This is a genomic window from Parvibaculum sp. (assembly GCF_040882025.1).
Taxonomy (GTDB): Bacteria; Pseudomonadota; Alphaproteobacteria; order Parvibaculales; family Parvibaculaceae; genus Parvibaculum.
On sequence record NZ_JBBECC010000044.1, the window covers coordinates 1 to 15,608 of the forward strand.

Below are 15,608 nucleotides of genomic sequence, written 5' to 3' on the forward strand. Positions count from 1 at the left end.
GGCGCGAGGAAAGACGGGAAAGATAGGCCGCCCTTGCGAAGGCAAGCGCGCCGAGGCCGGTCATGACCGCCGTGCCGTTCATCACCGCCAGTGCTTCTTTCGGACGAAGCGCGACGGGTACAAGCCCCACTTCACGGAAGGCCTCCGCCGACATCATCTCGCGGCCGCCGAAGCGGACCATGCGTTCGCCGGCAAGCGCGCCGGCGACATAGCTCAAGGGTGTGAGGTCACCGCTTGCACCGACGGAGCCTTCGGCGGGGATCATCGGCAGAATGTCGCGCCTCAGCATTTCGGACAGCAATTCGACGAGTTCGATGCTGACGCCGGACCAGCCATGGACGAGCGAGGCGAGCCGTACCGCCATGACGGCGCGTGTTTCTTCCGGCGTGAGAATACGGCCCATGCCGACGCCATGAAATCGCGTGAGATGCAGCGGCAGTTCCGCAATCAGTTCGTCGGAGACCGGCGTGGTACAGGAATCGCCATAGCCGGTGGTAACGCCATAGATCATGCCATCACGGCGCAGCGTTTCATCGACATGTGCGGCGGAACGGGACAAGCCCTCGCGAAAGCCGGTATTGCCGCTGAGACGCGGCGATACGGCGCCTGCAGCGATCGACCCGACGCCTTCGATGGTGAGACGCATCTCGCCGAAAACGACTTCATCCCGGGCTTCGTCCGTCACGATATCCACCTTCACTGTCTCCCGGACTGCCCGGCGATGTCCGGCGGATTGAGACCCGCAGGATGCCAGAAGTCGAAAAAATTGAACCATTGTAGAGGCGCGATACGCAAATGGCTTTCAAGACGCGCCGCGTAACGCGCGACAGAAGCCGTAATCGCCTCGTTCCTGTCCTTGCGCGGCAACTCGATCCTCTCTGCAAAGCGCTCGAAATAGATGCGGTGATGTGCACCCTCACGCAGGCAAAAAAGGAGATGAACCGGGCATTTGAGAAGACCTGCAAGGATGTGCGGCCCTTGCGGGAAGGGGGCGGGCTCTCCGAGGAACGGCACCCAGCTGACGCGTTCATTGCCCGTGACCGGCACCCGGTCACCGGCCATCACCACCCACTCACCATTGGCCACTGCCTCCTGGAGCAGGATGGCGGTATCGGGACCGACTTCCGTTACCTGGATGAGGCGGACTGTCGACGAATCCGAAAACGCATTGATCAGGCGATTGAAACGAACGGCATGGGCAGTATGCACCAGCACATTGACACGCCAGCGGCGGCCCAGCGTTGCGATGGCCCTCAGGATTTCCGGATTGCCGAAATGCGCGGTGAGCACGACCGCGCCCTTGCCGCTCTTCTTGACCCGATCGAATTCTCCCTCATCGACGCCCCTGACCGCCGAGGCGGGGATATTGCCGGTCCACGCTGCGAGCTTGTCGACGGAGGAGGACCCGAAGGCGAAGAAATGCCTGAGCGAAAGTCGAAGACCCGGGGAATCCGAGAGGAGGCCGGATGTATATGCATGCTTCAGATAGGAAAGCGAACCCCGGCGCTGCTCTCCGCCTGTCAGGAAAAAGAAAAGCACAACGGGCGACATGACGACGAGACAGGCCGTGCGGCCGAACAATTTGTAGATGGCCCCCAGAAGCCAGAGCCCGGCATAGCTCCCGCGTTCGCCAAGCGCCGCCCAGTGCGGCGACGAAGGGCGGCGTCTCGCAAGCCGCGAGAAAAGTAAATGCGGCAAGTTAAGCAACATGAGGAAGAAGAGCTTCGCATGCATGCCGGACAACCGCAGATTGTCGTCCCACATTGCGAAGTTCGAATAATTTCCCGCCGGATAGGTAACGGCAACCGGCAGCGTGACGACCTCCGTCCCGCGCCAGACAAGCCGCACGAGTATCTCCGTGTCGAATGCCATGCGTTGCGCGATACGCGCCGACCGCGCGACCTCGAGCGTCGCCTCAACGGGATAGACGCGAAAGCCGCACATGCTGTCCATGATCCGGAAAGACATTGTGTTGATGGCAACCCATATATGGGTGATCCACCGCGCGAGGCGGCGGCTTCGCGGTACCGATTGATCATAGACCGCCTCGCCCGTGATGAGCGCCCCGGGGTGCGCGCGTGCAAGGCGAAGTAACTCTCCCACAGCAGCGAGATCGTGCTGACCATCGGCATCGATCTGCAATGCGTGCGTATAGCCGCGTGCCTCGGCATGGACAAGACCATCCATGACCGCCGCGCCCTTGCCGCCATTTTCCGCACGACGCAAGAGCTCGACCTTGTCATGGGCCGCACATATGGCGGCGATGCGGCGAGCGTCTTCGGCTTCATTGCCATCGTCGATAATGATGACCGGCAATCCCTGTGCACGCAGACGGGAGACGATACGGTCAAGGACATCGGTGTGATGATAGGTCGGGATGAGCACGCATGGCTTCACGCTACTCACGAGTGGCCTCTGATCGTGCCGCTCGCAACGACCTCGCCCTCGCGGCTGTATTGGAAGTCGAGCCGCGGGCCGTCCTTCACAAGCGTGAGCGAGATGTGTTCCTCCGGCTGCATGACCCGCTTGAACTTGATGCGCGACATGTCCCGGCCGTCAAAGACAAGGCCCCATGTCCGCTCGGCGAGCAGCGCCGCGATATGGAGCTGCGCAACGCCCGGAAGGATCGGCTGGCCGGGAAAATGTCCTTCGAACCAGCGCAGTTCGGGCTGGAGCCGGAGTTCGAACCGCGCGCGCTCCCCATCGATGTCGCTTGCATCTATCTGCGGCAGCTCGGCCGATTTGAACAGCGCCCGCATCTCCGCGGCGACACGTTTGCCCTGCGCGTTTTCCGGCACACGCGGCACGAAGCGCCAGAAACGAGGACACTCCATCGGCTCGAGACGCGCTTTCAACAGGGCGCGCAGATGCCTAGAATACCGGAAGCGCCCCATGGCGGCGAGAGTCTCTTCGCCTTCCGCCGTCAGCACAACGGCGGCGCCGAGCGCGCCTTGCCGAGCAGGCAGATCGATGGCCGCGGCATCGGCGATATCCGGCAGATCCTTCAACGCATCCTCCACGCGCGGCAGAGATACCCGCTTGCCTTCGACTTTCACGATGCGATCGAGACGGCCATTGAGCGTGAAACGCCCATCCGTCGCGATGACGACCGCATCGCCCATGGAGAGAAAGCCGTCATGTCCCGTGAAAGGCGAGCGCACGGCAAGCGCACCCACTTCATCGGCCCGAATATCGACCTCGGGCAATGCCGTCCATGGAATATCCTTGCCGGTCTGCCGGCGCCAGGCGACTCCGCCCGTCTCGGTGCTGCCCAGTATTTCCACGGGTGTGACACCGAACTGGGCGGAGGCGCGCGCCGCCGCTTCGAGAGGCAGGGGTCCACCGGACGAGAAGATCGCCGACGGCACATGCGGCAGGCGTAGCGCCGCAGGAATCCGGCTCAGATGCGCCGGACTTGAAACGATGACGCCCCCCGGATCGAGGCATCCGGCAAGCGCTTCCCATGTTTCGTGCTGCCTGGAGAAAAACGGGACACCCGCGGCGAGAGGCCAGAGCACACGGAAGAGGAGCCCGTAGATATGCTGATGCGAAACGGTGCCTGTGACCACACCTCCGGGCGCGCCCCAAAGCCGCCGCTGCACCGCGACTTCCGCCGCGAGCTGGCGCAACATCTTCCGGCAAAGCTTCGGTTCGCCCGAGGAGCCCGAAGTGAAGAAACCGAGTCTGCCTTCCGGCGGAGAGAATGTCTCGCCGGAGGGTCGGGCATCGAAGGCAGAGACCGCAATCGCCTCGACACCTTTCAGATCGCTGACAAAGGCGGCGGGGTGAACGCCAATTTCCCGGAGATAATCAGGCGCGGCATGACCTGGCAACAGCACCTCGCGGCCCGCGCAAAGCGCGCCGATCAATCCCGCGGCAAAATTCGCCGCATCCTCGCAATAGAGAAAGACCGGGGCTTCATCCGGACCCAGCCGGTCCGCCACCGACAGCGCGGCAGTGCGCAGTGCACCGGCGCTGACCACGCGCGCGCCATCCGTCGCAACGGGTGTGTCGCCTGGGGTGCCGGACAGGAAATGCCAAAGGTCCGCCGTCATGCCGCACCGTTCCGCGAACGCACCCGCTGGCGCACAAGGAATTCGACAGCGAACAGAGATCCGGCCAGCAGATAGCTGATGAGGCCGTTATAAAGTCCCCAGTAAAGGAGATCGCCACGCTGCACCGTCCACAAGGCGACAAGCCCGTTGAGCGCGAAGAAAGCGACCCAGACCATCGTGACCTTTCGCGTATAGCGAACACCGCGTGCATCGAGATCCGGCTCCATGATCCGTGCAAAGCGCTCGATCATGCTGGGCGGTCTGACCAGGGTCGCGGCGAAGGCAACAAGCATCGTGATACTCAGAAAAACGGGATACAGCCTCGCGGCGAGGTCCGGGGCGAAACTGCCGACGGCAAGAACTGCAACCGCGACAGCGAGGAGAGACAGTGTCATGGCGGCGGGAACCGGAACCGCGCGGGGAAGAAGAATGCGCGCACCGATGCAGGCAACGAGCGCAACGATGATGGGCCATGGGCCGATCCAGCGCAGCCCGATCGCCGTTGCCATCGGAATCAGCAGCATCACTACCGTGAGGGCGGTGGCCCAGGGATCAGGCCGCTTGGCCGAGAAGCTCATGAACCTGGGCAATGACATCGCGAACCGTCCGCACGGATCGGAACTGCTCCGCAGAAACCTTGCGGCCGACGAATTCCTGAAGCTTCAGTATCAGATCGACGGCATCGATGCTGTCGAGATCGAGATCGTCGGCGAGATGCGCATCCAGTGAAATTCGCTCTTCCGGAATTTCGAAAAGCTCGACCAGAAATCCCTTGAGGGTTTCGTATATCTCATCCTGGTTCATGCTGCGTGCCCCTGCTGCCGTGCGACGAAGCGGGCAAGCTCCTTCACGCTTGAAAAATAATTCGCAAGGTTTTCGTCCTTGGAATCAATCTTCACGCCGAACGTCTTCTGTATCTCGATACCGATTTCAAGCGCATCAATGGAATCGAGACCAAGCCCCTCCCCGAAGAGCGGCTCATCTTCATTTATGTCCTGTGCGGAAACATCTTCAAGATTCAGCGTCTCAATGATGAGACGCCGAATTCTATCTTCGAGCCGTTCCATGCCCCACTTCCCCCATCAGCCACTCGACCAGAAACTCATTCAAACGCCGTGCGGCAATCGATGGCACAGATTCACCTATATAAGTCCCGGTTTCAACCAATCCGTGCACCGTAACAGTAAAATGCATGCGGCGAGCTGGGATATGGTACCACTTCTGGCCTTTCATCAGGGTCGGTGGTTCGCATTTTATGGTTACGAGCCGAATTGGCGCGCCGGCCCGGATCGCAATATTCGCCACACCCCGCTGCAGTTTCACCGGCGCGCCGGGGACTGTACGGGATCCTTCCGGGAAAACGATGAGATTGCTGCCGCTGGCAAGTGCAGCGGCGCAATCCGCCACCAGTGTTTCGGCATCGCCATCGTTGCGGAGGTAGTTCGTTGCCGTAACGACGCCACGCATGAACGGGTTATGCCATATATCCGCCTTGACGATGCATTGCGACCGGCGCATCAGAGACATCAACAAAACGACATCGAGAAGCGTCGGATGGTTCGCCACGACAAGAACGCCCTTGTCCTGCGCCAGCGCCTCGGCATTGTGCGTTTCAAACTCAAGGACCCCCATCACAATCATGAAGTTGCGGTGCAACCGGAACATCGTATGGACGAAGCGTTGTGCATATGCTGCGCGCGATTCACGGTCTCGCACGACAAGATTCATCAACGGAAAAACGGTAAGCGAGAGTACGAGACCACCGATGCCGAAGAATGAAAAGGAGAGACCAGTGCCAAACAGCCGCCAGAGGTAGTCAATCTGCCGCATCGGGGTTCCTTCCGAACGACCAGAGCGAGCCTTGAGAGCGCCAGCGCAGGACCGCCGGGACGCCATTCTGCAAGCTCGAAATGAGGTTCCGCGCCAGCAATTCTGCATGGGGTGAGTCGAGAGCGGATGCGTCACTCCCGGTGTCAGATGAACGCACCAGGGAAATCTGTGCCTGCTCTTCTCGTTCTGCGGACAGGCAAAGCGCAAACGCCACACCACCGGTATCGCAATCGACGAACTGACTATAGATGTTCGGCAGCGGAAGATCGACGAACACGAGAACGAGTTTCAAATGCGGCCGCTTGCCGAGACGGAGCCATGCTTCCGTCAGGCCCGCAGATAGGGTCTGTGTTCCAGCCGCCACGGCCGTATGACCAATCCGGGCTTTGCGCACGAGATCAAGAATACCGGGCACGGTATTGTGGACGGACATCGAAAAACCGGCAGGCGACATCGGCTCAGCCCCAACCAGCGCGACAAGAAGCTGATGCGCGAGGGCTATATCTCCGTAGCGGGAACAGAAAACGATATCAGCATCGCATTTGGGTGCTACGCCGAGGCCACAGGCAACCCCCATGCGTGCCATAGGTTGCATACGACGTTTAAGGCCTGCGGGAATAGAGGTCTCATCCGCGCAGTCGCCAAGTCGTCGCTCTGGCTCGTTTGCCGATGCAGGAAGAATCGCCGCCCATGACTCTACATAGGCGGCGGAAAGACCGGCCGGGACGGACTGCATGCGGTCGATCTGCATTGCCTTCCCCCATGGCGCAATACCGGTCTTGTTCAATCGGCCAGTTTGACCACTTCGCCTTTGAGCGCGACACCCGACATCAAGAATCCGACATGGCATTCGTACTGCGTGTCGCTCTTCACTTCGTTCGAGCGAAAATAGCTGCGGATATTGACGATGGCGTCCCCGCCCAATTGCTTTGCACGCTCTTGGAGTGCGATGAAGTTCGACAGCACCACGTGCTGACAGGTGGCTTCATCCGACTTGGCGAAGGCATTGGTCTTCTTATTCGAAACAAACTCGCCAAAGGATTGTACGACCTTTGGATGCGCCGTATCGCCAAAATAGAAGGCGACCGACCCGTCCAACGCCGCCTTGGCCTCCGGCGTCGCGAGCGCCAGATCAACCGGCATCATCAGGACCTTGTCCGCCGCCTGAGCGGACACGCCGCCCAGCGCCGTGACAAAAAAGAATGCCGCAAAAGCGGATTGAATTCGAGAACTGAACCCCTTGCTCACAATCGAAGCCCCCTTGCCGACCTGCCGTATGCCAAAGCAACCTCCAGCATGGGCCGGAAATTTTCAAGGGGTTATATCGGCTCCCCCTTCATTGGAGGAGCTCCTCATGAAGGGCTATGTGTCATGGAAATCATGCTCAGGCTGCATGGGACCAAATCAGTTAAGGAAAGAGGCCCCCCGAAAATATCCGCGAGCATGAAAGAACGGTGCGCGCCCTGTCGACACAAGAATCGGCTTCCATCTGATGGCAAAACCCGATGAAACGCGATTGCGGTCTGGTCTCAGCCGGAGCGGCACGAAAACAGGGCGGTGCACAGATTGATGACCGCAGTCCAAGCGCAGCCTGACTACGCGCTACCTATGCCTGGCCGGGTTAGTGTATTAATTCAACCGTCGACCGGATGTTGGTCAAAAATATTCATATAAATCAAATGCTTAACATAAAAATTGGCGGAGAGGATGGGATTCGAACCCACGGTACAGCTTTACACTGCACAACGGTTTAGCAAACCGCCGCCTTCAGCCACTCGGCCACCTCTCCGGCTCCCCGTGTATGCCCAAGAACGAGCGTCGCTTCAAGCGCCATATCCAATCCGCGCGGGCATCCTCAATGTTCCGGCATGCTGTGATAGCGGATCAGCCCCTCCTGCGCGACCGAAGCGACGAGCTGGCCCGCCCGCGTATAAATACTGCCCCTGTTGAAGCCTCGCGCGCCCGAAGCAGACGGACTGTCTTGCGTGTAGAGCAACCATTCATCGCTGCGGAACGGTGCGTGAAACCACATGGCATGATCGAGACTGGCAGTCTGCAGTTTCCCTGACAGCCAGCTCACGCCATGCGGTCTTATGCAGGTGTCAAGCAGCGTCATGTCGGACGCATAGGCCGTAATGCACTGATGCAGGGCCGGGCTATCCCCAACCGCCTTGCGCGCTCGAAACCAGACATGCTGCATCGGCTCCATCGGCGAAGGATCAATGTAATCCTGCGGATTGACGGGTCGGATTTCGATCGGGCGCGGTCGCGCGAAATGCTTGGCAATTTCCGGTGGCAAGCGGCCCTCGATCGCCTTTCTTAGTTCCCGCTCGTTGGGCAAGTCTTCCGGTGCCGGCACATCGGGCATCGTCGCCTGGTGCTCGAAACCGGTTTCTGGCACCTGGAACGATGCCGCAAGGTTGAATATCTGCTTGCCGTGCTGGATCGCCACGACACGTCGCGTTGTGAAACTCTTGCCATCGCGCGAGCGGTCGACTTCGTAGAGGATCGGAATTTTCGGATCGCCCGGCCGAATGAAATAGGCATGTAGCGAGTGGCATATTCGTTCCTCAACAGTCCGGTACGCGGCCACCAGCGCCTGCCCGATCACCTGCCCGCCGAACACACGCTGCCAGCTCACATCCGGGCTATGGCCGCGAAACATGTTCATCTCGATTTGCTCGAGGTCGAGAATTTTGATGAGATCTTCGACCGCATCCTTGTCGGCGGACGGGCCATCCTTCTCGGATTTATCGGTCATGGAGCCGGTCTCTCCTGTCGCGCAGGCTCTGCGGGAAGCCGGAACATAAGCGCCCCGTGCGGAGCTGTCACCGTCTTTGGAGAGATTGGAAAAAGAAAGGAAGCCCAGTAGCTTACTGGTTCGCGAGCCACTCTCGCGCCTGCCGTTGCGCTTCGGCGATCTCCGCCGGTGACATCTCGACAGTAAGTTCCGCCCGGCAGGTCCGCGCGGCATCGCTTCCCTGCATCGCCGCCAGATTGAACCATTTATGCGCGGTCACCAGATCGACATCGACGCCGCGGCCTGTCGAATACATCAGCCCCAGATTGTAGAGCGCATCGCATTTGTTGCCTTCGGCGGCAATCTCGCCTCTCCCGATCTCGTCGAGTTGCATGCGCGCCATGTCGATCCCCTCCTCAATGGAACGGTGCGCTTCGGCCCATTGCCCATCTGCGCTTGCCGCTCGTCGAAGAGGCAAGGAAGCTCCTTGCCCATGGAACCACTTTCCATGACCCTCCTGAAAAAATGGTTAACGCCAAACTCACCAAAGCGGACCCGATCGGACCCGATTACACCTTCGGCACCGCCATCCCACGCTGCACGGCCGGCCGGGCGCCGACCTCGGCCATCCAGCGTCGTGCGTTCCCTGCCTCGCCGACAACATCAGGCTTGAGGCCGGCGATCAGGTCGAGGGCTGGCAGTATCCAGGGATAGGTGATCATGTCGGCAATCGAATAGTCGCCGCCGAGGAATTGCGCTTCCCCCAGCCGCTTGTCGAGAATGGAGATCAGCCGCGCCGCTTCGCTCGCATAGCGCTCGATTGCGTAGGGAATTTTCTCGGGCGCCGCATTGGCAAAGTGATTGAGCTGTCCGAACATCGGACCGACGCCGCCCATCTGCCACATCAGCCATTCGAGGGTTTTGGCGCGCTGCGCGCCTTTTGCGGCGAGGAACTTGCCGGCCTTTTCGGCGAGATAGATCAGGATCGCGCCCGATTCGAAAACCGAAAGCGGGCCGTCATCGGCATCATTGTCAACGATCGCCGGAATGCGGTTGTTCGGGCTGATTTTCAGAAATGCCGGTGCGAACTGCTCGTTCTTGCCGATATTGACCGGGTGCACCTCATAAGGAAGCCCTGTCTCCTCCAGCATGATGGAGACCTTGCGGCCGTTCGGTGTCGTCCAGGTATAGAGATCGATCATGTTGTCCCGCTCTTCGCATATGCGGGAAACGGCGCAGCGCGCCCCCGCCCATTGATGATGGATGGCATATGGGAATCGGGCAATGCAACGTCGAGACGGAAGCTCAGTAGGCGACGGTCACTTCGACGTGATGATGCCGATGCTTGGCGCAGACATAGGGCTCGATGCGATATTCGCCGGCCGTCAGGCGCGTGCCGACCGCCATTTCCGGTGCCAGAAAATCGCCGACGGCTCGCCCCTCTGCGTCCCGGATCGTGAAGCCGTAAGTGCCGTACATGACCCGGACCACGGTGCCGTCGCGCGGCACGATCAGCGCCCGGCCCCACGAACTCTCTGTGCCGTAGGCATCCTTCTTGATCATGCTGCCGGTTCCCGTCGCCACATCGGCGCTCGCCGCTTGCGGCAGAAGCGTCGCGGTCACGAACAACATGGCTTGCAGGTAAATGCGCATGGATGTCTTCCCCGGAAATGCGAACAGCGCCCCCGGTTTCCCGGAAGCGCTGCCAGCCTAGCATAAACGGACCGGCCGTTAAGGCAGACCCGCTAACTCATTGTGTGCGTTGCCCGAACAGGATCACTGCGAAGCTGTCCGGCTTCCTTGGTCATGTCGCCGATGAAGCCCCGGCGCCAATCGCGCCCGGGGCATACCCCCTCCGGACGGACGATCGGGCGCAAACCCGTTCGAACCCGTCCTTCGGGAATGAAATATCGTCGAACTGCAGGCTCCGGTTCTTCTGAGGTACGATCCGGCGCCGGCAGGTCCCGTCCGCAATCGGGCGATGGTCGGCAAGGTGACGGTCCTTCAGACGCTTGTTGGTCGCGCCGTGGAGCCCGGTTCACTTCGTCGGCATGCCGAATGATCGCATGGGGAGTTTTCTCGCACATGTACTGGTACTGGCTAAAATGATGGGCTTGGCTCGTTATCGAGCCAAGCCCAGCCATCTGCCAGAACAGCCATTGGTCGACCTCAATCCTCCGCCGTTCGCCGACAGGACAGAAGATTCCCGTCTTGCGGCTGGGATATCGAAGGATAGCCCCCGACTCGAAAATCGAAATCGGTTTCCCCCCTGGACCGTCAGGGTCCACGATGGCCGGCATCCGGTTGTCCTCCGCGATCTTTACAACGGATCGCTTGAACGGGTCGCCAACACCGATATTCACCGGCCGGACCGCGTAAGGCGGCTTGCACTCCTCCAGCATGACCGAAATCTTTCCGCCATCGAGGCGGTAGAAGCCGATCAGGTTGGCTTCGTCCCGCGTAAACGCGGGACTCCGCCTGACGGAAGAACGCTTCGCCACCGCCTTCGCGGGTTTTGGCCGGCGAGTATCGTTCATTAGGCCTTAAGCGGCCTTCTTGCGCGCTGCAGGCTTGCGCTTCGCAGCGGGCTTCCGCTTTGCAGCAGGCTTCTTCTTCTTTGCCGCAGGCTTCCGCTTCGCGGGCGCCTTCTTTGCGGCGGTCTTCCTGGCGGCGGGCTTGCGCTTCGCTGCCGGCTTCTTCTTGGCGGGTTTCCGCTTCGCAGGAGCCTTCTTCGCCGCGGTCTTCTTGGCGGCGGGCTTCCTCTTCGCGGGCTTCCGCTTTGCCGGCGCCTTCTTGGCGACGGTCTTTTTCGCGGCGGCCTTCTTCACGGTCTTCTTCTTGGCCGGCTTCTTCTTGGCAGCCGGCTTCTTCTTTGCCGGGGCCTTCTTCGCCGCGCTGGTCTTGGCGGCGAGCTTCTTCACTGACTTCTTCTTGGCAGCGGGCTTCTTGGCCGCGGCCTTTTTGGCGGGGGCCTTTTTGGCCGCCGCTTTCGGCTTAGCTTTGGTCTTGGTAGCCATATCTATCTAGCTCCTGATGTGCCGTTATCGTTGACGACAATCTGTGTATTCGCAACGCACACACTGCGAGCGCCCTCGTACCCCTCAGGCGCACACGAATAATATGAGCGCCGAAAATGCGCTCGGCAACACATTGCAACAGTTTTGTGCAAGCGTCCCCGTCCCACTCTCGGCTGGAAGTGGTTTACAAACAGTTGATCCGGGGACCGGAAATTTTCGTCAGCCTTCGGACGATAGGCCGAGTTTCCGAGCAAGAATTTCGTTGACGACCTGCGGATTTGCCTTGCCAGACGTGGATTTCATCACTTGTCCGACAAACCAGCCCGCAAGTTGAGGCTTGACTTTCGTTTGCTCGACTTTATCGGGGTTTGCCGCGATGACGGCGTCGATGGCGGCCTCGATTGCCCCAAAATCCGTGACTTGCCTTAGGCCTTCATCCTCGACGATTTTGGAGGGGTCACGGCCCGTTTTGTACATCGAATCAAAAATCTGCTTTGCGATTCGTCCGGAGATCGTCCCGTCGGAGATCAGATCGAGGAGCTCTCCGAGCTGTTTTGCGGTGACAGGAGAGCGGTCGATCGAGTGCCCTTCGCGGTTCAAGGCGGCGAAGAAATCGCCCGTCACCCAGTTCGCCGCAAGCTTCGCATCCCGCCCCTTCGCCACCGCTTCGAAGAAGTCGGCACGGGCGGATTCACCCACCAGAACGGTCGCGTCATAGGGCGACAGCCCGTACTCGGCGATCAGCCGCGCCTTTTTTTCGTCCGGCAGCTCCGGCAGCGCCGCCCGGATCGCGTCCACATCGTCCTGCTTCAGCACAAGCGGCAGCAGGTCGGGATCCGGGAAATAGCGGTAGTCATGCGCCTCTTCCTTAGAGCGCATCGACCGCGTCTCGCCGGTCTTCGGGTCGAAAAGCCGCGTTTCCTGGTCGATCTTCCCGCCGTCTTCGAGAATGTCGATCTGTCGCCGCGCTTCGTGTTCGATCGCCTGGCCGATGAAACGGATCGAGTTGACGTTCTTGATTTCGCAGCGCGTGCCGAGCGGCGCACCGACCTTGCGCACCGAAACGTTAACGTCGGCACGCAAGGATCCTTCTTCCATGTTGCCGTCGCAGGTGCCGAGATAGCGCAGGATCGTCCGGAGTTTCGTCACATAGGCCCGCGCTTCCTCGGCTGAACGCATGTCCGGCCTTGAAACAATCTCCATCAGCGCCACGCCCGACCTGTTGAGATCGACGAAGCTCATGGCCGGGTGCTGGTCATGCAGGCTCTTGCCGGCATCCTGCTCAAGATGCAGCCGCTCGATGCCGACACGGATCGTCCGCCCGTCCGGCATATCCAGCACGACCTCCCCCTCGCCGACGATCGGATGCTTGAACTGCGAAATCTGGTAGCCCTGCGGCAGGTCCGGATAAAAATAATTCTTCCGGTCGAAGACCGAACGCAGATTGATCTGCGCCTTGAGGCCGAGCCCGGTGCGCACCGCCTGCTCGACGCAATAGCGGTTGATCACCGGCAGCATACCCGGCATCGCCGCGTCGACGAAGCTGACCTGCGTATTCTGTTCGGCGCCGAATTTGGTCGACGAAGCCGAGAAAAGCTTGGCTTCCGACGTCACCTGCGCATGCACTTCGAGCCCGAGAATGATCTCCCAGTCGCCCGTCGCGCCGCGGATCAGGTCTTCTTCGCGGGGCTCGCGCTTGCGCATCGTGCGTTCGAAATCGCTCACCATCGTCGTCATGCTTTCCACCACGCTTCGGGTGCCGCCTTGAAATCGGCCGCCTGCTCCACCGCATAAGCCGCCTTGAGCAGCGTTTCCTCATCGAATGTCCGCCCGATAAGCTGCAACCCGAGCGGCAACCCATCGGACGAGAGGCCCGCCGGCACCGAAATCCCCGGCAGACCCGCAAGATTGACCGGCACGGTGAATACGTCGTTGAGATACATCGACAGCGGATCGTCGGTTTTTTCGCCAATAGCGAATGCCGCCGAAGGAGCGGTCGGCGTCAACAGAACATCCACATCGGCGAAAACCGTGGCGAAATCCCGTGCGATCAGCGTCCGCACCTTTTGCGCCTTCAGGTAATAGGCGTCGTAATAGCCCGCCGACAGCACATAGGTGCCCATCAGCACGCGGCGGCGCACCTCGGCGCCGAAACCGGCGGCGCGGGTCTTCTCATACATGTCGGTGATGTCGCGGCCCTCGACGCGCAGCCCGTAGCGCACGCCGTCATAGCGCGCGAGGTTGGACGAACATTCGGCGGGCGCCACGATGTAATAGGTCGGCAGCGCATATTTGGTGTGCGGCAGGCTGACCTCCTTGATCTCGGCGCCGGCCGCCTTCAACCATTCGATGCCGCGCGACCACAAGGCGTCGATCTCGGCCGGCATCCCGTCCACCCGGTACTCTTTCGGAATACCGACCTTGAGGCCTTTCACGCCCTGCCCGAGCGCTGCCTCGTAATCCGGCACCGGCCGGTCGACGCTGGTCGTGTCCTTCTCGTCATGCCCGGCCATCGAACGCAGCATGATCGCCGCATCGCGCACGTCGCGCGCAATCGGCCCCGCCTGGTCGAGCGACGAGGCGAAAGCGACGATGCCCCAGCGCGAGCAGCGCCCATAGGTCGGCTTGATGCCGACTGTGCCGGTGAAGGCCGCTGGCTGACGGATCGACCCGCCGGTGTCGGTCGCCGTCGCCGCGAGGCAGAGTTTTGCCGCCACCGCCGCCGACGAGCCGCCCGAGGAACCGCCCGGCACCAGCTTCGTGTCGTCGCCCTTGCGCCGCCACGGATTGACGACCGGCCCGTAATAACTCGTCTCGTTGGACGAGCCCATGGCGAACTCGTCATTGTTGAGCTTGCCGAGCAACACCGCGCCGTCGCGCCACAGATTGGCGGTCACGGTCGACTCGTAAGGCGGATGGAAGCCGTCGAGAATATGGCTCGACGCCGTCGTCAGCACGTCCTTGGTGCAGAAGAGGTCCTTGATGCCGAGCGGCAGCCCTTCCAGCGCGCCGCCCTCGCCCTTGGCGAGCTTCGCATCGGACGCCTTCGCCATCTCCATCGCCTTCTCGGCCGTCACCGTCACATAGGCATTGAGCGGCGCACCGGACTCCACCTCGGCGATATAGGCGCCGGTCAGCTCCGCTGAGGTAATATCTTTCTTCTTCAGCGCGTCGCGCGCGCCAGCGAGCGTCAGTTTCGTCAGATCGCTCATGCTCACTCCACCACCTTCGGCACCACATAGAAGCCGTCTTCGGCGCCCGGCGCGTTCCGCGTCACTTCCTTCTGGAGGTTCTGGACCACCACCACATCGTCGCGCATTTTCATCGCGACCTCGACGGCACTGGTCATCGGCTCGACGCCATCGACATTGACCTCACCCAATTGCTCGACCCAGTCGAGAATGCCGTTGAGTTCCTTTTCGAGCGCCTCCAGCTCATCGTCCCGCACGGCAATCCGCGCAAGCCGGGCGATGTGCCGGACCGTTTTCTGATCGACCGACATGGGCCTGCCTTATCCTGGTTTTGAGAGCGGGACCGCGGGGCCAAAGCCACCCCTTGCCCGCTGAATCGCGGGGGAACATACCAAGCGGCGGCCCTGCGCCGCAACGCCGCCGCTCTCTTTATATGAGCCCGGCGCGTTGCATGCGCCCCACGGCCTGACTATTGTCCGCTTCGCATATTTTTTTCAAGGATGACAACCACTTGAGCGGCAATCTGAAGTCACTGGACGAGCTTAAATCGGCCCTGAAGCGCAATCAGCGCCTGATCGGCGTCGATCTCGGCACCAAAACCATCGGCCTTGCCCTCTCCGATGTCTCGCTCTCGATCGCGAGCCCCCTCGAAACCGTCAGGCGCACGAAATTTGCCGCCGACGCCGCCCGGCTGATCGCGCTCGCGGCCGAACACGATGCCGCCGGCCTCGTCGTCGGCCTGCCGCTCAACATGGACGGCTCGGAGGGCCCGCGC

Annotated in this window: 19 protein-coding genes and 1 tRNA gene; 2 read left to right on the plus strand and 18 right to left on the minus strand. The window is 60.9% G+C overall.

Annotation, left to right across the window (positions count from 1 at the left end; genetic code table 11):
* From WEB61_RS02745 to WEB61_RS02815, 15 genes are all read right to left on the minus strand, one after another.
* The coding region (locus tag WEB61_RS02745; protein ID WP_368062797.1) for an aromatic amino acid lyase at window positions 1-694 on the minus strand (694 nt) is incomplete at its 3' end.
* Between the two features lie 2 nt (window positions 695-696).
* Window positions 697-2,406: a glycosyltransferase gene (locus WEB61_RS02750; RefSeq protein WP_368062798.1), complete on the minus strand. Its 1,710-nt coding sequence runs from the start codon at window positions 2,404-2,406 to the stop codon at window positions 697-699.
* Window positions 2,403-4,055: an AMP-binding protein gene (locus WEB61_RS02755; RefSeq protein WP_368062799.1), complete on the minus strand. Its 1,653-nt coding sequence runs from the start codon at window positions 4,053-4,055 to the stop codon at window positions 2,403-2,405. The genes WEB61_RS02750 and WEB61_RS02755 overlap by 4 nt, the downstream gene beginning before the upstream one ends.
* Window positions 4,052-4,651 (minus strand): hypothetical protein, encoded by a 600-nt coding sequence (locus WEB61_RS02760; protein WP_368062800.1) that lies wholly within the window; start codon window positions 4,649-4,651, stop codon window positions 4,052-4,054. The genes WEB61_RS02755 and WEB61_RS02760 overlap by 4 nt, the downstream gene beginning before the upstream one ends.
* On the minus strand, window positions 4,608-4,859 hold the full coding sequence (locus WEB61_RS02765; protein ID WP_368062801.1) for an acyl carrier protein: 252 nt from the start codon (window positions 4,857-4,859) through the stop codon (window positions 4,608-4,610). Before WEB61_RS02765 ends, WEB61_RS02760 begins: the two co-directional genes overlap by 44 nt.
* Window positions 4,856-5,122 carry a phosphopantetheine-binding protein gene (locus WEB61_RS02770; RefSeq protein ID WP_368062802.1) on the minus strand — a complete coding sequence of 89 codons (267 nt, stop codon included), beginning with the start codon at window positions 5,120-5,122 and terminating at the stop codon, window positions 4,856-4,858. The genes WEB61_RS02765 and WEB61_RS02770 overlap by 4 nt, the downstream gene beginning before the upstream one ends.
* Window positions 5,103-5,885, minus strand: coding sequence for a lysophospholipid acyltransferase family protein (locus WEB61_RS02775; protein WP_368062803.1), 783 nt, complete (start codon window positions 5,883-5,885; stop codon window positions 5,103-5,105). Before WEB61_RS02775 ends, WEB61_RS02770 begins: the two co-directional genes overlap by 20 nt.
* Window positions 5,872-6,636, minus strand: a complete 765-nt coding sequence (locus WEB61_RS02780) for a beta-ketoacyl synthase chain length factor (RefSeq protein WP_368062804.1) — start codon at window positions 6,634-6,636, stop codon at window positions 5,872-5,874. The genes WEB61_RS02775 and WEB61_RS02780 overlap by 14 nt, the downstream gene beginning before the upstream one ends.
* Window positions 6,637-6,668: 32 nt before the next feature.
* On the minus strand, window positions 6,669-7,133 hold the full coding sequence (locus WEB61_RS02785) for a hypothetical protein (RefSeq protein WP_368062805.1): 465 nt from the start codon (window positions 7,131-7,133) through the stop codon (window positions 6,669-6,671).
* Window positions 7,134-7,581: 448 nt separating this feature from the next.
* Window positions 7,582-7,674: transfer RNA gene (locus tag WEB61_RS02790), tRNA-Ser, on the minus strand.
* A gap of 66 nt (window positions 7,675-7,740) precedes the next feature.
* Window positions 7,741-8,646: an acyl-CoA thioesterase II gene (gene tesB / locus WEB61_RS02795; RefSeq protein ID WP_368062806.1), complete on the minus strand. Its 906-nt coding sequence runs from the start codon at window positions 8,644-8,646 to the stop codon at window positions 7,741-7,743.
* 112 nt (window positions 8,647-8,758) lie between these two features.
* A complete protein-coding gene (locus tag WEB61_RS02800; protein WP_368062807.1) occupies window positions 8,759-9,028 on the minus strand; it encodes a hypothetical protein in 270 nt (89 codons plus the stop codon).
* A gap of 166 nt (window positions 9,029-9,194) precedes the next feature.
* A complete protein-coding gene (locus tag WEB61_RS02805) occupies window positions 9,195-9,827 on the minus strand; it encodes a glutathione S-transferase N-terminal domain-containing protein (protein ID WP_368062808.1) in 633 nt (210 codons plus the stop codon).
* 103 nt (window positions 9,828-9,930) lie between these two features.
* A complete protein-coding gene (locus WEB61_RS02810; RefSeq protein ID WP_368062809.1) occupies window positions 9,931-10,278 on the minus strand; it encodes a hypothetical protein in 348 nt (115 codons plus the stop codon).
* Between the two features lie 92 nt (window positions 10,279-10,370).
* Complete coding sequence (locus WEB61_RS02815) at window positions 10,371-11,162, minus strand: glutathione S-transferase family protein (RefSeq protein WP_368062810.1); 792 nt, start codon at window positions 11,160-11,162, stop codon at window positions 10,371-10,373.
* A 19-nt stretch (window positions 11,163-11,181) separates the two neighbouring features.
* On the opposite strand from WEB61_RS02815, the gene WEB61_RS02820 reads away from it, so the two are divergent.
* Window positions 11,182-11,652 (plus strand): hypothetical protein, encoded by a 471-nt coding sequence (locus WEB61_RS02820; RefSeq protein ID WP_368062811.1) that lies wholly within the window; start codon window positions 11,182-11,184, stop codon window positions 11,650-11,652.
* Between the two features lie 209 nt (window positions 11,653-11,861).
* Here WEB61_RS02820 and gatB read toward each other — a convergent pair whose 3' ends face one another.
* From gatB to gatC, 3 genes are read right to left on the minus strand one after another with little or no spacing between them, the layout of a single operon-like run.
* Window positions 11,862-13,370: an Asp-tRNA(Asn)/Glu-tRNA(Gln) amidotransferase subunit GatB gene (gatB, locus tag WEB61_RS02825; RefSeq protein ID WP_368062836.1), complete on the minus strand. Its 1,509-nt coding sequence runs from the start codon at window positions 13,368-13,370 to the stop codon at window positions 11,862-11,864.
* A gap of 5 nt (window positions 13,371-13,375) precedes the next feature.
* The gene (gene gatA / locus WEB61_RS02830; protein ID WP_368062812.1) at window positions 13,376-14,854 is read right to left on the minus strand and encodes an Asp-tRNA(Asn)/Glu-tRNA(Gln) amidotransferase subunit GatA; all 1,479 of its coding nucleotides are present in this window, start codon (window positions 14,852-14,854) and stop codon (window positions 13,376-13,378) included.
* 2 nt (window positions 14,855-14,856) lie between these two features.
* Complete coding sequence (gene gatC / locus WEB61_RS02835; RefSeq protein WP_368062813.1) at window positions 14,857-15,144, minus strand: Asp-tRNA(Asn)/Glu-tRNA(Gln) amidotransferase subunit GatC; 288 nt, start codon at window positions 15,142-15,144, stop codon at window positions 14,857-14,859.
* A 200-nt stretch (window positions 15,145-15,344) separates the two neighbouring features.
* On the opposite strand from gatC, the gene ruvX reads away from it, so the two are divergent.
* Window positions 15,345-15,608 (plus strand): Holliday junction resolvase RuvX (ruvX, locus tag WEB61_RS02840; protein ID WP_368062814.1); only part of this gene is annotated, 264 nt, incomplete at its 3' end.